At 63.6% G+C, this 16,036-nt stretch carries 13 protein-coding genes; 8 read left to right on the top strand and 5 right to left on the bottom strand.

Features of this window, described 5'->3' with window-relative positions; genetic code table 11:
• Positions 1-777: 777 nt before the first annotated feature.
• The gene (locus tag CT676_RS18325) at positions 778-1,695 is read right to left on the bottom strand and encodes an intradiol ring-cleavage dioxygenase (RefSeq protein ID WP_085404435.1); all 918 of its coding nucleotides are present in this window, start codon (positions 1,693-1,695) and stop codon (positions 778-780) included.
• A 162-nt stretch (positions 1,696-1,857) separates the two neighbouring features.
• Between CT676_RS18325 and CT676_RS18320 the strand changes: the two genes are divergently transcribed.
• The 3 genes from CT676_RS18320 (at position 1,858) to CT676_RS18310 (ending at position 6,137) form a co-directional block, all read left to right on the top strand.
• Positions 1,858-3,132 carry a serine hydrolase domain-containing protein gene (locus CT676_RS18320; RefSeq protein ID WP_085404436.1) on the top strand — a complete coding sequence of 425 codons (1,275 nt, stop codon included), beginning with the start codon at positions 1,858-1,860 and terminating at the stop codon, positions 3,130-3,132.
• Positions 3,133-3,523: 391 nt separating this feature from the next.
• Positions 3,524-4,981: a sensor histidine kinase gene (locus tag CT676_RS18315; RefSeq protein WP_085404437.1), complete on the top strand. Its 1,458-nt coding sequence runs from the start codon at positions 3,524-3,526 to the stop codon at positions 4,979-4,981.
• 22 nt (positions 4,982-5,003) lie between these two features.
• Positions 5,004-6,137 (top strand): mandelate racemase/muconate lactonizing enzyme family protein, encoded by a 1,134-nt coding sequence (locus CT676_RS18310; protein WP_085404438.1) that lies wholly within the window; start codon positions 5,004-5,006, stop codon positions 6,135-6,137.
• A gap of 18 nt (positions 6,138-6,155) precedes the next feature.
• On the opposite strand, the gene CT676_RS18305 is transcribed toward CT676_RS18310, so the two are convergent.
• Both CT676_RS18305 and CT676_RS18300 read right to left on the bottom strand, forming a co-directional pair.
• Positions 6,156-6,434: a hypothetical protein gene (locus CT676_RS18305; RefSeq protein WP_135215078.1), complete on the bottom strand. Its 279-nt coding sequence runs from the start codon at positions 6,432-6,434 to the stop codon at positions 6,156-6,158.
• Positions 6,435-6,531: 97 nt separating this feature from the next.
• Complete coding sequence (locus CT676_RS18300) at positions 6,532-8,841, bottom strand: TonB-dependent siderophore receptor (RefSeq protein WP_094184428.1); 2,310 nt, start codon at positions 8,839-8,841, stop codon at positions 6,532-6,534.
• A gap of 257 nt (positions 8,842-9,098) precedes the next feature.
• Here CT676_RS18300 and CT676_RS18295 point away from each other — a divergent pair, with 257 nt between their 5' ends.
• Both CT676_RS18295 and CT676_RS18290 read left to right on the top strand, forming a co-directional pair.
• The gene (locus CT676_RS18295; RefSeq protein WP_085404440.1) at positions 9,099-9,761 is read left to right on the top strand and encodes a response regulator transcription factor; all 663 of its coding nucleotides are present in this window, start codon (positions 9,099-9,101) and stop codon (positions 9,759-9,761) included.
• On the top strand, positions 9,758-11,071 hold the full coding sequence (locus tag CT676_RS18290; RefSeq protein ID WP_085404441.1) for an ATP-binding protein: 1,314 nt from the start codon (positions 9,758-9,760) through the stop codon (positions 11,069-11,071). Before CT676_RS18295 ends, CT676_RS18290 begins: the two co-directional genes overlap by 4 nt.
• Position 11,072: 1 nt before the next feature.
• Here CT676_RS18290 and CT676_RS18285 read toward each other — a convergent pair whose 3' ends face one another.
• The gene (locus CT676_RS18285) at positions 11,073-11,804 is read right to left on the bottom strand and encodes a cytochrome c biogenesis protein CcdA (RefSeq protein WP_085404442.1); all 732 of its coding nucleotides are present in this window, start codon (positions 11,802-11,804) and stop codon (positions 11,073-11,075) included.
• Between the two features lie 207 nt (positions 11,805-12,011).
• Complete coding sequence (locus tag CT676_RS18280) at positions 12,012-12,248, bottom strand: hypothetical protein (RefSeq protein ID WP_224517737.1); 237 nt, start codon at positions 12,246-12,248, stop codon at positions 12,012-12,014.
• A gap of 512 nt (positions 12,249-12,760) precedes the next feature.
• Here CT676_RS18280 and CT676_RS18270 point away from each other — a divergent pair.
• The 3 genes from CT676_RS18270 to CT676_RS18260 all read left to right on the top strand — a co-directional run bounded on the left by CT676_RS18270 (position 12,761) and on the right by CT676_RS18260 (position 15,954).
• The gene (locus CT676_RS18270; RefSeq protein WP_038943246.1) at positions 12,761-13,810 is read left to right on the top strand and encodes a LysR family transcriptional regulator; all 1,050 of its coding nucleotides are present in this window, start codon (positions 12,761-12,763) and stop codon (positions 13,808-13,810) included.
• 25 nt (positions 13,811-13,835) lie between these two features.
• Positions 13,836-14,207 (top strand): helix-turn-helix transcriptional regulator, encoded by a 372-nt coding sequence (locus CT676_RS18265; protein ID WP_014497036.1) that lies wholly within the window; start codon positions 13,836-13,838, stop codon positions 14,205-14,207.
• 397 nt (positions 14,208-14,604) lie between these two features.
• Positions 14,605-15,954, top strand: a complete 1,350-nt coding sequence (locus tag CT676_RS18260; RefSeq protein WP_135215077.1) for a L,D-transpeptidase family protein — start codon at positions 14,605-14,607, stop codon at positions 15,952-15,954.
• Positions 15,955-16,036 lie beyond the last annotated feature (82 nt).

Genomic DNA, 16,036 nt, shown 5'->3' with positions numbered 1-16,036 from the left:
GGCCAGTCATTGGACGCTCCGACGCGAGACATCGGCCGCCTGCAACGATTGGCGACCACGGCCGCGTGCCGACCTATCCGTTTGCACACACCCAAGACCCATATGCGACATCGGCCAAATAGCCCAAACATCGCGCGATTAGCCGGGTTTAAAGGTTGATTGCGGCTAGACGTTTTTGCGCTCGACTATGCCGTCGTGACGGCGTTGAATCCGCTACGCGGGCTCTTTTGTTTCAAGGAGGGAGGACCGAAAAGTGAAGACAACGATCATCGCACTTTGTGCCGCCGCTCTCATCGCCGCCGCACCAGCCGCGCTTGCGCAGGGTGTACCAGGCAAAGCACTTGGTCTGCAGCATAAGATCTCTAAGAGACATCACCCGGGCGTCCCCGGCTACGCTCCGCTGCATGAGCTACAAACAATGGGATCGAAGAAGGGCTATCCGGGAGCTTTCGGTTACGCGCCTAATGAACCCAGTCGTTTAGACAGAAATCTCGAAGCGTCCAGACAAGCTGGTGGTGGCGGCGGCGGTGGCGGAGGGAGTGGCATGTGAACCCACGCGCTGCACGAACAGGCGGTATCCGTCCTGCTTGATCGGGACGCTCCGGGGGCGTTAAGGCCGGCTCGCCTCGCGTCTTCTTTATGTTCGCAGTATGTTTGTTGTTGGCCCAACTCGGACATCCAGTGAGGTCCGCTGTTGCGCAGCTACCAGAAGCACAGCGGACGTCGCACGCGCCCTGACTACCGAGCGGTCTAGAAGCGCGCTCTAGCGAGAATTCCTCACGCCGGCTCCGCAGCCTTCACCCCCAGCGGCTTCGGCGCCATGCCGCCGCCGGGCTTGAGGTGGAATTCGTAGGTCATCAGGTGCCACTGCCCGTTTGCCTTGGCGCCGTCGGGCATCTCAGGGTCGTTGCGCGGCTCGACCTTGGCGACGAGGTCGTCCTTGACGCCGAACACCACGTCGGAATCGAGATATTTGTCGCCGTCCATGAAGACGTGGGTGATCAGCGGCTCATAGCCTTTCGCATTGACGAGGAAGTGCACATGAGCGGGGCGCATCGGATGGCGCTTGGTCTGCGTGATCATCTCGCCGACAGGGCCATCGGTCGGGATCGGATAGCTGCACGGCAAAATGGTGCGGAAGAAGAAGCGGCCGTCGGCGTCGGTGATGAAGCGCGCCCGCGCCGAGGCACCGACCTCGTCGTAGTTCGGTTTTTGTGAATCGTAGAAGCCGTCATCGTCGGCATGCCAGACGTCGACGGGAACGCCCGCAAGCGGCTTGCCCTTGAGGTCGGTGACGCGGCTCTGCACGAACATCCGTTCGCCGGTCTGATTGTTCGGCGAGATGTCGGTGCCGTGCGCGGTGACCTTGTGCTCGCCGACATAGAACGGGCCGAGCACCGTGGTCTGGGTGGCGCCCTCGCGATCCCTGTGGTTGACGGCGTCGACCAGCATGGAGACCCCGAGCACGTCGGAGAGCAGGATGAATTCCTGCCTTGTGTCGGTGCATTTGTGGCCGGTGCGGGTCAGGAAATCGATGGCGTATTCCCATTCCTCGAAGGTGAGACCGGTCTTGCTCACGTAATCGTGCAGCGACTTCACCAATTCCTGGAGCAGGAATTTTGCCCGCGCATCAGGCGTATTGTCGAAGCTCTTGACGACGGCTTCGGTGAGTTCGGTCTCGTTGAACTGGGTCATGGTGCGTTTGCCCTGAATTTTCTCGTTGGCCCGGATGGGCTCCTTGGAGGCGTTCCACAGTGCAGCCTACACCAGCAGGCCCGGCCGCGTTAAGCGCAACCGGCTTGGAATGGGGCCGGCATTTCGCTATCAACTTTCCGACAAAACGCCCCGGAGGAACTGATGCTCGCCCCTACCCCCGCCTCGCCCGAATCCGTGGGCATGTCCAAGGCCGCGCTCGACCGCGTCGATGCGCATCTGAAGAGCCGCTACATCGATGCCGGCCGCTTCCCGGGCACGCACCTGCTGGTCTATCGCCGCGGCAAGGTCGCCCACAGCTCGGTGCAGGGCTTTGCCGACGTCGAGCGCAAGGCGCCGGTCAAGGACGACACCATTTACCGCATCTATTCCATGACCAAGCCGCTCACCAGCGTCGCCTTCATGATGCTGGTCGAGCAAGGCCTCGTGGCGATCGACGAGCCCGTCGCCAAATACATTCCGGAATGGAAGGATCTCGGCGTGTTCGTCGCCGGCACCGCGCCGGCCTTCCTGACCCGGCCGCCGTCCCGGCCGATGCTGATCGTCGACCTGCTGCGGCACACCGCCGGTCTCACCTACGGCTTCCAGCAGCGTTCCAACGTCGATGCCGCCTATCGCACCGAAAAGATCGGCGAGGTCGAGAAGTCAGGCACGCTGCAGAGCATGATCGAGGCGCTGGCAAAAATTCCGCTGGAGTTCTCGCCGGGCGAATCCTGGAACTACTCGGTGGCGACCGACGTGCTCGGCTATCTCGTCGGAAAAATCTCCGGGATTCCCTTCGAGCAGTTCCTTAAAACGCGCATCCTCGATCCGCTCGGCATGACCGACACTGATTTTCACGTGCCGGCCGCCAAGGCGCATCGCTTCGCCGCCTGCTACTCCGCCGACCCGGGTGGCGGCATGACCTTCCATGCCGGCCAGCGCCGCGAGGGCCTGACGCTCCAGGACGACCCGACCAAGAGCTCGTTCCTGTCGCCGCCCTCGTTCATCTCGGGCGGCGGCGGACTATGCTCGACGGTCGCCGACTATCTCACCTTCTGCCGCGCGCTGCTCAATGGCGGCGAGCTGGGCGGCGTCCGCCTGCTCGGGCCGAAGACGCTGGCGCTGATGACGAGCAACCACATTCCAGGCGGCCGCGCGCTGCCGGAGGTGTCGCGCTCGCTGTTTTCGGAAGCCACCTATAACGGCATCGGCTTCGGCCTCGGCTTCGCCGTGACCATGCGGCCGGCGGAGACGCTGATCGCCGGCAGCCCGGGCGAATATAATTGGGGCGGTGCGGCCACGACCTCGTTCTGGATCGACCCGGCCGAAGAGCTGATCACCATCTTCATGACGCAGGTGCTGCCGTCGAGCGCCTATCCGCTCCGGCGCGAACTGCGCAGCATGGTCTATGCGGCGATCACCGAGAGCAATCTCTGAGCTGCGTCTCAACAAGAACGGGCCCTCGCGATCGATCGCGAGGGCCCGTCGTTGTAGTGCATATGGCCGACCAGATAAATTCCGCCGCCGAGCACCAGAACGGCGGGCACGGCCCACAAAATCAGAACTGCGTCATCCTCCTCAGTTGGACGTGCAGACCTGACGGTCTTCATGCCGCTTTCAGCCTCGGTGCGCGACTTGACGCCCGCGACCGCGCTGCAAAATCTCTCCCTGACGTGCTCGCCGGACGCGAAAATCGTGGCGCGGTGGAAGTCTCACCCGTATGGTCTCCCCAAAATCATAATCCGGCGCCGCTGCGCTGGAACCGGGACGCCCGCGTTTGTCAAAGCTCACTCTGCCGGTCCGGCTCGCTCTTCTGGTCACGGGAACGATGTTGCCGCTGATCGTCTTTGCGGTCGGTATTGCCTATTCCAACTATCGCCAGGACCGCAGCGACGCGACACGACGCGTGCTGGAGACGGTGCGAAGCATGCGCCTCGTGCTCGATTCCGAAGTGCAGCGGATGACCGGCGGCTTGCAGGTGCTGGCGCTCAGCAACGCCCTGCAAAGCGGCGACTTCGACGACTTCCGCCGGCTGGCAACCGGGTTCATCAGCCAATATGGCGAGGACAGCGTCCTGCTGGTGGCGGACGGGAGCGGGCACCAGCTGTTCTCGACCGTCACGAGTGAAACGACAAACCTGCCACCCCGCAACAATCGCGAGATCGTCGAGCGGGTATTTGCGAGCAAGTCACCGCAATATTCCGACCTGTTCACCGGCTCGACCAAGAACCGGCCGATCGTGACCGTCGAGGTTCCCGTGCTGCGCAACGATGAGGTCGTCTACGCGCTCTCCTTCAGCCCGCCGATCGCGACATTCCAGAAACTGGTCGAGCAGCAGCGGCCGAACGATCAGTGGACGGTGTCGCTGCTGGACACCAAGGGTCGCGTGTTCGCGCGCGCGCCCAATCCGGCCGAGACGTTCGGCAAGCAGGCCTCCGGCGCACTGAACGATGCGATGGCCCGGACGCCGGAGGCGACCCTCTCCACCGTTTCGCTCGACGGCGTCGCGCTGTCCTCCGCCTATACGAGATCGCGGCTGACCGGCTGGACGGTCGTGGCCGGTGTCGCCGAGAGATCGCTGATCGCCCCGCTCTGGCGCGACATCGCGATCACCAGCCTGATCGGCGGCATCCTGCTGCTGACCGGCCTGACCTTCGCGGTGCGGATGGCGACCACGATCGCGCGCGGCGAGATGCTGCACAATCTGCTGATCGAGGAGCTCAACCATCGCGTCAAGAACACGCTGGCCTTGATGCAGGCGATCGCAGTGCAGACCTTCCGAAGTTCAAGCCGGGACGAGCGGACCAAGTTCGAGGGACGGCTCGGTGCGCTCGCCGAGGCGCATAATCTCCTGAGCCAGGAGAAATGGGCGGGCTCGGAGCTGAGGGACGTGATCGCGCGCGTGCTCCAGCCGTTCCTGCTGAGCAATCCCGATCGCATCCGCATGGCCGGCCCCACCGTGCCGCTGTCGCCGCGGCTCGCCGTGGTGCTGTCGATGATCGTGCACGAGATCGCCACCAACGCCGCGAAATACGGCGCGCTGTCGAACGAGACCGGCCGGGTCACGCTGGAATGGGAGGTCATCGCCGACACGCCGAAGCCCCGGCTGCGGCTGATCTGGAGCGAGATCGGCGGACCGCCGGTGACGGAGCCGGTGCAGCGCGGTTTCGGATCGCGCCTGATCGAGCGCAGCGCGCGCGACCAGCTCGGCGGCGAGGCGACCGTCGACTTCCTGCCGCGCGGCGTCGTCTGCACGGTGACGTGCGTGCTGGACGAGGCGCGGTGAACGGATTGAAGGAACATCGGCGATGAAGATCACCAAGGTGCGCACGCACATCCTCGAAGCAAAGCTCTCGCAGCCCTTCGCCTATTCGCGCGCCTGGTACGACACGCGCACCGCGATGCTGGTCGAGATCGAGACGGATGACGGCCTGACCGGCTGGGGCGAATGCTACGGGCCGGCGCGGATGACGGCGGCGGTGGTGCAGAGCATCGCGCCCTTGCTGATCGGCGAGGATCCGCTGCGCACCGACGTGCTGTGGCAGATGGTCTACGCACGCTTGCGCGATCACGGCCAGAAGGGCGTCGTGATCCAGGGCCTGAGCGGCATCGATATCGCGTTGTGGGACATCAAGGGCAAGCATTTCGGCGTGCCAGCGCATCAGCTTCTCGGCGGCGCCGCGCGCAAGGAGATAGCGGCCTATGCGACCGGGCTCTACCGGCGCAAATCAGGCGATCCGCTCAAATACCTGCCGGAGGAAGCGGCCGGCTACGCCGCGGAGGGTTTCCGCGCCGTGAAGCTGAAGGTCGGCTTCGGCATCGCCGAGGACGCCGCGGTCACCCGCGCGGTGCGCGAGGCGATCGGCCTGGATGTCGCGCTGATGGTCGATGCGAACCACGCCTATGACGCAGTGGCGGCGATCCGGCTCGGCCGCATGATTGAGCGCTACGACATCGGCTGGTTCGAGGAGCCGGTGCCGCCGGAGGATGTCGCGGGATATCGCGCGGTACGATCCGCGCTGACGATTCCCATCGCCGGCGGCGAATGCGAATTCACCCGTTTCGGTTTTCGCGACCTGTTCGCATCGCATGCGCTGGACATCGCCCAGCCCGACACCTGCGCCGCGGGTGGCCTCTCCGAATGCAAGAAGATCGCCGACATGAGCGAGGCGTTCGGCATCCGCTACAATCCGCATGTCTGGGGCACCGGGATCGCGATCGCGGCCTCGCTCCAGCTCCTCGCCGTGCTGCCGTCACACACGCCGACCTCGCTTGCGCCGATCGAACCGATGCTCGAGTTCGACCGCACCGAGCATCCGATCCGGCAGGCGATTTTGAAGGAGCCGATCGAGCACGAGAAGGGTTTCGTGCGGGTGCCTGACAGACCGGGGCTAGGTATCGATATCGACCGCGAGGCGCTCGCGCGCTTCGCGGTTCAATAGAAAAAGCGGTCGACGCCGTTAATTCGGCGGCACGTCGATCGGAACGAGAAACGCGAAGCCATATTTGGCGTCCTCGCCGCGCGCCTCATCGAGGCCGCGTCCGAGTTCCACCGCGGCAATCTCCGCCGGAAGCGCGAGCCTGACGTGTCGGACATGATCCGGGCACAGGAGAGGACGCCCACCTGAACACATGCTCTCCAATTCCTCGACGAACCAGGCTTCCTGCACGCGCGCCCGGGCGGATCGCAGTGAGCTGGCCGAGAACGCCAGAACCGGTCTCTGGTTGATCTCCAGCACGAAGCAGCGCTGTCGCGCCGCCTGTGCGGCGCGATTGCTCTTGCGTGCCGTCGATCTGCCTTCAGCCCGGCCACTCGCGCGTGTCATCTCAACACCATCAGAAGTTCGCCGTGGCTGACAATCTGAACACACGTGGAGACCCCGGCGTGATGTTGTTATTCCCGTCCGCGGTCGAATAGTACTTCCGGTCGAGGAGATTTTCGATGTTGAGCTGGGCGCGCCAGGTCTCGTTGAGCCTGAAGAACACGGCGGCGTCCACCCGCGTGAACTCCGGAATCAGCACGGTGTCGTCGGACGATGCGAAGAAGTTCGAGTAGTGGATCACACCGAGGCCCGCGGCCCACTGCTCCGTGAACTGATACCTGTTCCAGAGGGAAAAGGTATTGTACGGCACAAGTCCCACGCGGTTGCCGGCGACAATGGTCGCGGAGTTGTTGCTGGTGATCCGCGCATCCGTGTAAGCGTAGCCGCCCGTGATCTGCCAGGCGTCCGTCACGTAGCCTGTCAGAGACGCTTCGAGGCCGCGGGTCTTGGTGGCTCCGCTCAGGATGAAGAATCCCGCATTGTTGGGATCGGCAAAGCGCTGATTGGTCCGGTCCAGTTCGTAGATCGCCGTAGCGAACTGCAGGCTCGGGAAGATGTCGTATTTGAGCCCGACTTCCTTGTTCACGAACTTCTCGGGCGCTGCGATGGCCAGGCCCGGTGTCAGAGCGCTGAACTGGTCGCCGGCGCTCGGCAGATACGAGATGCTGTAGCTGCCGTAGATCGACAGGTTTTCGAGCGGCTTGAACAGGACACCGACGCGTGGCGACACCAGATCATCGACCCGGTTGAGCTCGACGAATGTGCGGCGGTCTCGCGACGTCAGGTCGAAGTGATCGAACCGCAGGCCGCCGATCAGCTCCAGATAGCGCGTGATCTCGACCTGGTCCTGGACGTAGACGGCGCCGAGATTGAGCTTGTAGGTGTTGTTGGCATCGGTCCCCCCGTTATTGGCGAAAGTGACCGGAACGTACGACGTCGGATTCCTCGGATCGATCGTGATGGTCGACGATACGCCATTGAAGAGCCCGCTCTGCCGGTAGTTCAGGCCGTTCTGACGGCCCAACTCGGCGCCGAAGACGACGGTGTGACGAATTGGGCCCGTCCCGAATTTGTAGGTGAGATCGGTCTGGTTGAAGTAATTCGTCCGGTCGGTCTCGTTGTTGTATGCTTGCAGATTGCTCGAGGTTCCGGCGGCATTGACGGCACCGGAATTGGCTCCTCCGCCCGGATAGATGTTCTGGTAGAACTTGTCGTAGTTGGCGATCTGCGACGAATTCTTGATCGTCCACCCGTTCTCGAAATCGTGCTCGACGACAGCGGTTCCGATATCCACATCGGCGAGCGCATAGTTGAGGTTGGGGTTGCCGAAGAACGCAGACGGCGACGTATCGTAGGGATAGCGCGGGAAGGCGTTTCCGGGGCGGATCTGCGAAGGGATGCCGCGATCGACGGTACGCCGGTCGTGCAGATGCTCGTAGCTCAGCTTGACCGTCGTGGTGTCGTTCGGCGCAAAGGTCGCGGTAGGATTGATCGCCCAGCGTTCGAGGTTGACGAAATCGCGATAGCTCTGCGTGTTTTCGTACATCGCGTTGAGGCGGAAGGCCCAGTTCTCGTTGATCGCCTGGCCGACGTCGGTGGTCACGCGGGCGCCGGGATAGGAATTGCCGCCGACCGTCACCTCGCGAATGGTCGTACCGTCGGCCTCCTTGAGTACGCGGTTGACGACGCCACCGCCGCCGCCGCGGCCGAAGATCATCGCGTTCGGCCCCTTCAGGACCTCGAGCCGCTGAATGTTGTAGAAGTCGCGAAAATACTGGACGTCGTCGCGGATGCCGTTGGTGTAGAAGTCGGCGTTGCTGCGCTGGCCGCGGATGACGAGGTCGTCGCGATGCGATTCGCCCTGGTGATAGATCACGCCGGGCACATAACGGGTCGCCTCGCCGATCGAGGTGAAGGCCTGGTCCCTGATGAAATCCTTCGTCAGCACCGTCACCGACTGCGGCACGTTGAGGAGAGCCGTATTGGTCTTCGTCGCGCTGGTCACGCTCCGCGTGATATAGCCCTTCTGGCCGGTACGCGCGTCCTGATTGTTGACGCTCGGCGGCTTCTTCTCGACCGGTGCGACGGTGGCCGTCCGACGATTCGATCGCGCTGCGCGCGAGGTGGTCGCGGTCTGCGCCCGGCGGGCGCGCTGCTGCGGGGCTGAAACGACGACTGACGGCAAGGCTCCCGCCGCCTGCCCCTGCTGCGCAGAGGCCGGGCCGGCCTGCATCGTCAGCCCACCACTGAATGACAGCGCTGCCGTCGTCGACAGCAGAAAACCACGCAACGCCTTGCGGCCAGCCCAACAACCCAATTCCATCTGCAACGCCCCAAAAATTTCGCGTGCCGCTCTGAAAGACGGCTTCGCGGTCCCGAACCGGGGCGCATCTGCAATGCGAAGAATTAGATGAGGATTAGATCGGATTTAGAATAGGTCGAGCCTCTCTCCGCTCACGCCCAAATTTGTAAGAGTTCTAAATTGAGGCGCAGGCGGTTGACCATTTGGCCGCGGTGTCGAATGTGGCGCTTGGTGCTGCGACGCGCCACCACTCCAACACAGCGATTTTCCCTGAATCAATGCGCCTCCTGCTGATCGAAGACGATCTGATGTTCGGCAAGGCGCTCGTCCGCGGATTGAAGCGAAACGGAATGACCGTGGACTGGACCCGCGACGGACAGGACGGCTACGCCGCGCTACAACGCGCCGAGCACGCGATCACGCTGCTCGATATCGGACTGCCCGGCATGACTGGCTTCGAGATTCTCAAGGCTGCGCGCAGCAGGAAGGCTTCGCCCATCCTGGTGATCACGGCCCGCGACCGGGTCGAGGACATGGTCGCGGGACTCGATCTCGGCGCCGACGACTTCATCGTCAAGCCGTTCGAGTTGCGCGCCCTGCTCGCGCGCATCCGCGCGGTCATGCGCAGGGTCAACGACCGCTCCAATTCGCTGATGAGCAGCAAGGAGATCACGCTCGATCCATCGACCCATGTGGCGACCTTCCGCGGCATCCAATCGACGCTTTCCGCGCGGGAGTTCTCGGTGATGTACGCCCTGATGGAGCGTCCCGGAACCATTCTGTCGCGAGGCCAGATCGAGAGCCGGATCTACGGCTGGGGCGACGAGGTGCAGAGCAACGCCGTTGACGTCGTCATCCACGGCTTGCGCAAGCGGTATGGCAAGGACGTCATCCGGAACATCCGCGGTGCCGGGTGGATGGTCACGAAGTCCGGATCATGAGCTCTCTTCGCAAGACGATCATCACGCGTGCGACGCTGTTGCTGGCCGCCATCGGCCTCCTGGCAACGGCAACATCGTTCGGCCTTGTCGCCTATGAGATGAACAAGTTCCTCGACGCGCAGTTGCAGGAGATCGCCGTCAATGTCGGTCCAGGCGACCGCAACGGTGCGGGTCCGCTGCTCGAAAGCGAAGACGAGGATCAGTTGGTCGTCCGCATCTGGGATCGCTCCGGCGCGCTGGTGCATCGGGCGGGTCCTCCGATCGATATTCCCTGGCAATCAGTGCCGGGATTGTCCGACGTGACCGCCGACGGGCAGGATTGGCGCGTCTATCGCTGGAGCCACGCGCAGCACGATATCCAGATCGCGCAAGCGTGGAGCGCCAGGCACGAGATCGCGCTGCACGCGGCGACAGGCGCCGCGCTTCCGCTGCTGCTCGCCATCCCGCTGGTCTGGGCCGTTCTGGGTTGGTCGATCAGCCGCACGATGAGCGGTCTGCAACGGCTGTCGGCCGAAATCGGCCAGCGCAGCGTCGATGCGCAGGAGCCCCTGCGTCCGGTGGGCGTACCGGCGGAAGTGGCTCCGCTGATCGTTGCCATCGACAAGCTCGTCGATCGTCACCGGTCGGCACTCGACGCGCAGCGCCGCTTCGTGGCGGACGCGGCGCACGAACTGAGGACACCTCTGGCCGCGCTCCAGATTCAGGCGGAAAACCTGATCGCCGCAGAACTGTCCGGACAGACTCGCGAGCTTGCCGACGAACTTCGGGACGGCGTGCGGCGCGCATCGCATCTGGCGAGCCAGTTGCTCGAAATGGCCAGAACGGAAGGCGCCTCGATCCGGAAGCGCGACGACGTCGATCTTGCCGCGCTCGCGACATCGTTGCTGGCCGACTTCTATCCGCTGGCTGAGGCGCGCAACGTCCAGCTCGCGATGACGGCGGAGACACCGTGCAGGTTCCTCGGCGATCGCAACGCGATCGCCAAGCTCATCGCCATCCTGCTGGACAACGCCATTCGCTATTCAGGTTCAGGCGGCTCCGTGGAACTCAGGGTCGTCAATGACGGCAAGATTTGCGCGCTGGAGATCGTCGATGACGGCCCAGGCATTCCCGAGGATGCAATGCCGTTCATCTACGACCGCTTCTTCAGGGCTGCGCCCCAGGGCGTCGAGGGGACCGGGCTTGGTCTTGCGATCGCCAAATCCACCGCCGACCGGCACGGCTTCAGGCTGATGCATCAGAACCGGAGTGGCGCGACCGGCATCGTCGCGCATGTCCGGTTTGACCTGACTGCCGTGCCGACAGCGTGAGCTAACCGATCGTCTGCAGCGCCGGAAACGTCTCGAGCAGCCAGATGCTGACATTCGAGACCGTGCCGGTGAGGAAGCCGATGCCAGTGATCACCATCAGGACGCCCATGGCGCGCTCGACATTGACGAGCTGGCCCTTCATGCGCGCGAACAGCTTCGAGAACTGCTCGATCATCAGGGCGGCGATCAGGAAGGGAATGCCGAGGCCGGCCGAATAGACTGCGAGCAGGCCCGCCCCCTTCGTCACCGTCGCCTCCGCCGCGGCGATCGAGAGGATCGCGGCGAGGATCGGGCCGATGCAGGGCGTCCAGCCGAAGGCGAAGGCGAGGCCCATCACATAGGCGCCCCACAGGCCGACAGGCTTGGGCGCGGTCAGGCGCCCCTCGCGCATCAAAAGGCCGATCCGCGTCAGTCCCAGGAAGTGCAGGCCCATGATGATGATGACGATGCCGGCGAGGATCGACAGCTCGGCCGACCAGGCACGAATCAGCCCGCCGATCAGCGAAGCGCTGGCGCCGAGCGCCACGAACACCGTGGAGAAGCCGAGCACGAACAGGAGCGCCGACATCATGATGGCGCGCTTGGACGCCGAGGCCGGCTCCTTGTTCTCGACATGCTCGATCGTGGCGCCCGTGAGATAGATCAGATAGGGCGGAACCAGGGGCAGAACGCAGGGAGAGAGGAAGCTGACGAGGCCGGCAATCAGGGCCGCCGGGATCGAGACATTTTGCATGATGCAGTCGGAGCCATCTCAGGCTCTTTGGCCGCGCACCGGGAATGCGCGCGGGCGGGAGCCGAACCGGCTCTGGTGTAGCCGATGCCGGGGAATGCGCACAACAGAGGCGCACGAAACCAGGCTCCTCCCGATGCCGTCTGCGATCACAGATGCGGCATCGGGACGCGCACAAACCTCGCCAAAAAGCGAGACTCGGCGGCGCGGCTACTTCACCACGCGGAGCAGCGGACGCCGGGGCTGGTCCTGCGTCTGCTTGGAGGGGGGCTGCGGTTCGCTTCCAGCGCTCCGCAACATTTCGTCGCACAGCGCCTTGAGATCGGCACTGTCAATTCCTTTGAGCTTCATCCGCACGTCGAGGATGACGATGGACAGCAGCTCGGCCGACTCGCGGTTATTGCTCTCGTTGAGAACCTTGCGGCACTCCTCAAGCGTTTCCAGCACCGACTGCAACTGTTCGTCTGAATGCGACACCGGCGTTCTTTCCGTTAGTTCGGCCTGCGAGACGTGTTTGTGGAAATCCCCTCGGCCCCCATGGGATACCGAGAATAACACGAGGCGCCGACGCCTCCGAACATGATTTCAGTATGATTTTGCCGGGAAACCGTGGCTCCCGCGAACATCGACCCGCTGCGCGGGACGCCATTATCGTCGTGGCCGGGAGTCGAACGCGCGGCACTGGATGATCGACCCATTCCGCGCGGCGACAGCTCGCGCGCAAGGACTTCCGTGACGGAAAACGCCGACAATCCTGCAGCCATTTCAGGGCTCGCAACGGAACTCACGCCACACCCCTCATTCCAACGTTGGTCGGCCGATTCGATTCTCAGCCTTGGTAACACTCGGATACCGCCCACGAGGCAGTAACGATGGCGTTCAAAAGTCGCCGTTCCCCAACCCGCAGTGGTTGTGGTTTGCGCCCAATTCTGCCAGTTTAGCAACCCGAAGGGACTTGTATGCACTCCTTGGCGGAAAGGGGCGTTCCACAGGAGGAACGCCCAAAGATCAACATCAGCGGCCTCTCCGATTGGGATGCGGCCCGCATATTCCTGGAAGTCGTTCGATGCGGCAGTTTTCGCTCGGCGTCTGAACGCCTGTCGCTGTCGATCAACGCCGTCCGCCGCCGGATTGATGATTTCGAGCGCCAGACCGGCACCACCCTGTTCACCCGCGACGTCCACGGCACGCATCTGACCGATGAAGGTGCACTGGTGGTCTCCGCAGTCGAGCGCATGGAGGCGGCCGCCTTCGACGTGCTGCGCACCAGCGATTCGACGGCCAACGCCCTGTCCGGCGAAGTTCGCGTGGCCGTCACCGAGGGTCTCGGGACGTTCTGGCTCGCCCCGCGGCTGGTCGAATTCCAGCAGGCCTATCCGAAGATCCTGGTCGACCTGCATTGCGCGATGCGCTCGGCCGATGTCTCTCGTCACGAGGCCGACGTCGCCATCCATCTGTCGCGTCCCTCCGCGCTCGACGTCAAGCTGGTGCGGCTCGGCCGCATGCACCTGATGTTCTGGGCTTCGGAAAAATACCTTGAAAAACACGGCACGCCGCGCTCGGCGCTCGAATTGATCAAGCACCGCCTGGTGCTGCAATTCGCCGACCAGCTTGCCGCCAAGGAAACCTTCGAGAGCTTCTTCCCAGGCGTTCCGGAACGTGACCTGCTGGTCATGAAGACCAACGTCTCAAGCGCCAATTATTGGGCGGTCGCGAATGGCGCCGGCATCGGCGTATTCCCGAGCTACGCCATTGCGCTTGGCGGGAAGTTGATTCCACTGGAGGTCGAGCTGAACAGGCCGCTGGATATCTGGTTGTCCTACCACCCTGGTAGCGGCCGGATTCCACGTGTTCGGCACATGATTGACTGGCTGATCGAGGCTTTCAATCCGGCGCGATTCCCGTGGTTTAAGGAAGAGTTCGTGCATCCGCATGAATTCAAGGACGAGTATATGGGCGAACCCCTGACCCAGCTCTTCGGGGGATTTTCAACCGAAGAACAAAGGTGAGAGTATGAAAGCAGCGGCGAAAAGAATGAAGCAGCGCAGCGCCGGCAAGCCGGACATTGAGCTTGGCAAGCGGATCCGTCTGCGGCGCGTCGAGATGAAGATCTCGCAGGCCGAGCTCGGCGAGAAGCTCGGCGTGAGCTTCCAGCAGGTCCAGAAATACGAGAAGGGCGTCAATCGCGTCGGCGCGGCTCGGCTTCAGCAGATCGCCACCGCCCTCGATGTGCCCGTGACCTTCTTCTATGACGGCGACAACAAGGCGCGCGAAGTCGAGAGCCTGCTGTTCCTCGATTCCGCCTTCAGCCTCCGCCTGCTGCGCGCCTACAGCAAGATCAAGGACCAGACGGTGCAGCGTCAGCTCGTCTCGCTGATGGAATCGATCGCAGCGAACGAGGCCTGAGCCGATCGGGCTCCGACCTTTACGGCCGATGTTCAATCCGCCGCGTCACGGGGGCGCGGCCGGATTGAACGAGACCCAGTCCGCGCGCTTGCGCGCGGCTCTCCTTTCGGGGCGGCCAAGCCGCCCTTTTTTCTTGCGGATTTCTTGCTGCGGGTTTCCCGGCAATTTTGCCCGCCATCGCCGCGGATTTCGCGAACCCATCCCGCCCCTGCTGCGACCCAATCGAGACGCCCCGCCGCGAACGCGCGGGCTTTCGACTGCCGTGCTTAATGGGACCTCAACTCCGGGGCTCTAGCTTCCCGCCGATTTTTGCGAATCGGCGCACGCAGCGCGGCGAGCGGGAATTGCCAATGCGAGCGCCCGTCCGGGCCTCGTCCTCGTGGGGAAAATGGGACACATGTCGAAACGCCATGCGATGATCGTTGCCGTCGGCGTGCTCGCGAGCGCTTCCGCGCTGGCGCAAACCGAAACCACGGGACAGGCAAACCCGAGGCCGGCAACGGCGGCCGGTACGGTGCCCGCAGCGGCGAACCCGGCCCATGCTGCCGCGCCGAAGGCTGCCGCACCCGCTTCGACGGCGGAGAGCCGCTCCGCCGCGGCGCTCGCGCTGACGCACGAGCCAACCTATGACGAGGGCTCGGCCCAGCGCATCAAGGATGCCGCGCTCAGCTACTCCGATCTTGCCGTACGCGGCGGCTGGCCAGCCATCCCTGCCGATGCGAAGTTCGCCCTCGGCGTCCAGGGCGCCAGCGACGAGCTGCTGCGCAAGCGTCTGATCGTCTCCGGCGATCTCGCCGCCGACAAGGCCAGTGGCGCTTTCGATCAGGATCTCGCCGACGCCGTGAAGCGCTTCCAGGCCCGCCATGGCCTGGCGCCGACCGGCACGGTGACGCCGCGCACGGTCGCGGCGATGAACGTCTCCGTGCAGAAGCGCATCCGGCAGCTGGAGGCTTCGCTCCAGCGGCTCGAGAACATGAATTTCGGCTTCGGCCAGCGCTATGTCGTGGTCAACATCCCCGCCGCGTTTGCCGAAGCGGTCGAGAACGATGTGGTGGTACGGCGCTATCGCGTGATCGTCGGCAAGACCGAAAAGCCCTCGCCGACCCTGACGGCCCAGATCACCAGCGTCGTGCTCAATCCGACCTGGACGGTGCCGTCCTCGATCGCCAAGACCGAGATCTCGGCGCATATGCGCAAGGATCCGACCTATTTGTCGCGCATGCACATGGAGGTGCTCGACGCCCACGACAATCCGATCGACCCGCATTCGGTCGACTGGTCGGGCACGCACACGCCGAACTTCACCGTGCGCCAGCACAACGGCACCTTCAACGCGCTCGGCGCGGTGAAGATCGACATGCCGAATTCCTATTCGGTCTATATGCACGACACCAACCAGCGCAATCTGTTCAGCGACGACTACCGCTTCGATTCCCATGGCTGCTCGCGCGTCGACAATGTGCGCGATCTCGCCGCCTGGCTGCTGAAGGACCAGCCGAAATGGAGCCGCGCCGCGATCGATACGGAGATTGCGAGCGGCCAGCACCTCGAGGTCGCCATGGCGAAGAAGGTGCCGGTGGCCTGGATCTACCTCACCGCATGGATGACCAAGGACCAGACCGTCCAGTTCCGCAACGACGTCTATGATCAGGACGAGCAGTTGCTGGAGGCCACCGCCGAAGAGGCGGCGTTCTTCAGCAATGCAGGCAGCCATCCCCTGACCGCGCACATGCACGCAACGCAGTAGAGCATGATCCGGAAAAGTGTGCAGCGGTTTTCCGAAAAGATCATGCTCAAGGTATAACCGTTTCTCGCGCCATGCAATCGCG

Source organism: Bradyrhizobium sp. MOS001, assembly GCF_004634465.1.
Classification (GTDB): domain Bacteria; phylum Pseudomonadota; class Alphaproteobacteria; order Rhizobiales; family Xanthobacteraceae; genus Bradyrhizobium; species Bradyrhizobium barranii.
The sequence above is the reverse complement of the archived record's forward strand: the minus strand, read 5'-3'. Positions and strand labels throughout refer to the sequence as shown.

Excerpts from the sequence above, each read along its gene's own strand:
- CT676_RS18270 (WP_038943246.1), top strand. The coding sequence starts at position 12,761 with ATGCACTCCTTGGCGGAAAGGGGCGTTCCACAGGAGGAACGCCCAAAG.
- CT676_RS18260 (WP_135215077.1), top strand. The coding sequence starts at position 14,605 with ATGTCGAAACGCCATGCGATGATCGTTGCCGTCGGCGTGCTCGCGAGC.
- CT676_RS18325 (WP_085404435.1), bottom strand. The coding sequence starts at position 1,695 with ATGACCCAGTTCAACGAGACCGAACTCACCGAAGCCGTCGTCAAGAGC.
- CT676_RS18290 (WP_085404441.1), top strand. The coding sequence starts at position 9,758 with ATGAGCTCTCTTCGCAAGACGATCATCACGCGTGCGACGCTGTTGCTG.
- CT676_RS18315 (WP_085404437.1), top strand. The coding sequence starts at position 3,524 with ATGTTGCCGCTGATCGTCTTTGCGGTCGGTATTGCCTATTCCAACTAT.
- CT676_RS18310 (WP_085404438.1), top strand. The coding sequence starts at position 5,004 with ATGAAGATCACCAAGGTGCGCACGCACATCCTCGAAGCAAAGCTCTCG.
- CT676_RS18285 (WP_085404442.1), bottom strand. The coding sequence starts at position 11,804 with ATGCAAAATGTCTCGATCCCGGCGGCCCTGATTGCCGGCCTCGTCAGC.
- CT676_RS18320 (WP_085404436.1), top strand. The coding sequence starts at position 1,858 with ATGCTCGCCCCTACCCCCGCCTCGCCCGAATCCGTGGGCATGTCCAAG.
- CT676_RS18265 (WP_014497036.1), top strand. The coding sequence starts at position 13,836 with ATGAAGCAGCGCAGCGCCGGCAAGCCGGACATTGAGCTTGGCAAGCGG.
- CT676_RS18295 (WP_085404440.1), top strand. The coding sequence starts at position 9,099 with ATGCGCCTCCTGCTGATCGAAGACGATCTGATGTTCGGCAAGGCGCTC.
- CT676_RS18300 (WP_094184428.1), bottom strand. The coding sequence starts at position 8,841 with ATGGAATTGGGTTGTTGGGCTGGCCGCAAGGCGTTGCGTGGTTTTCTG.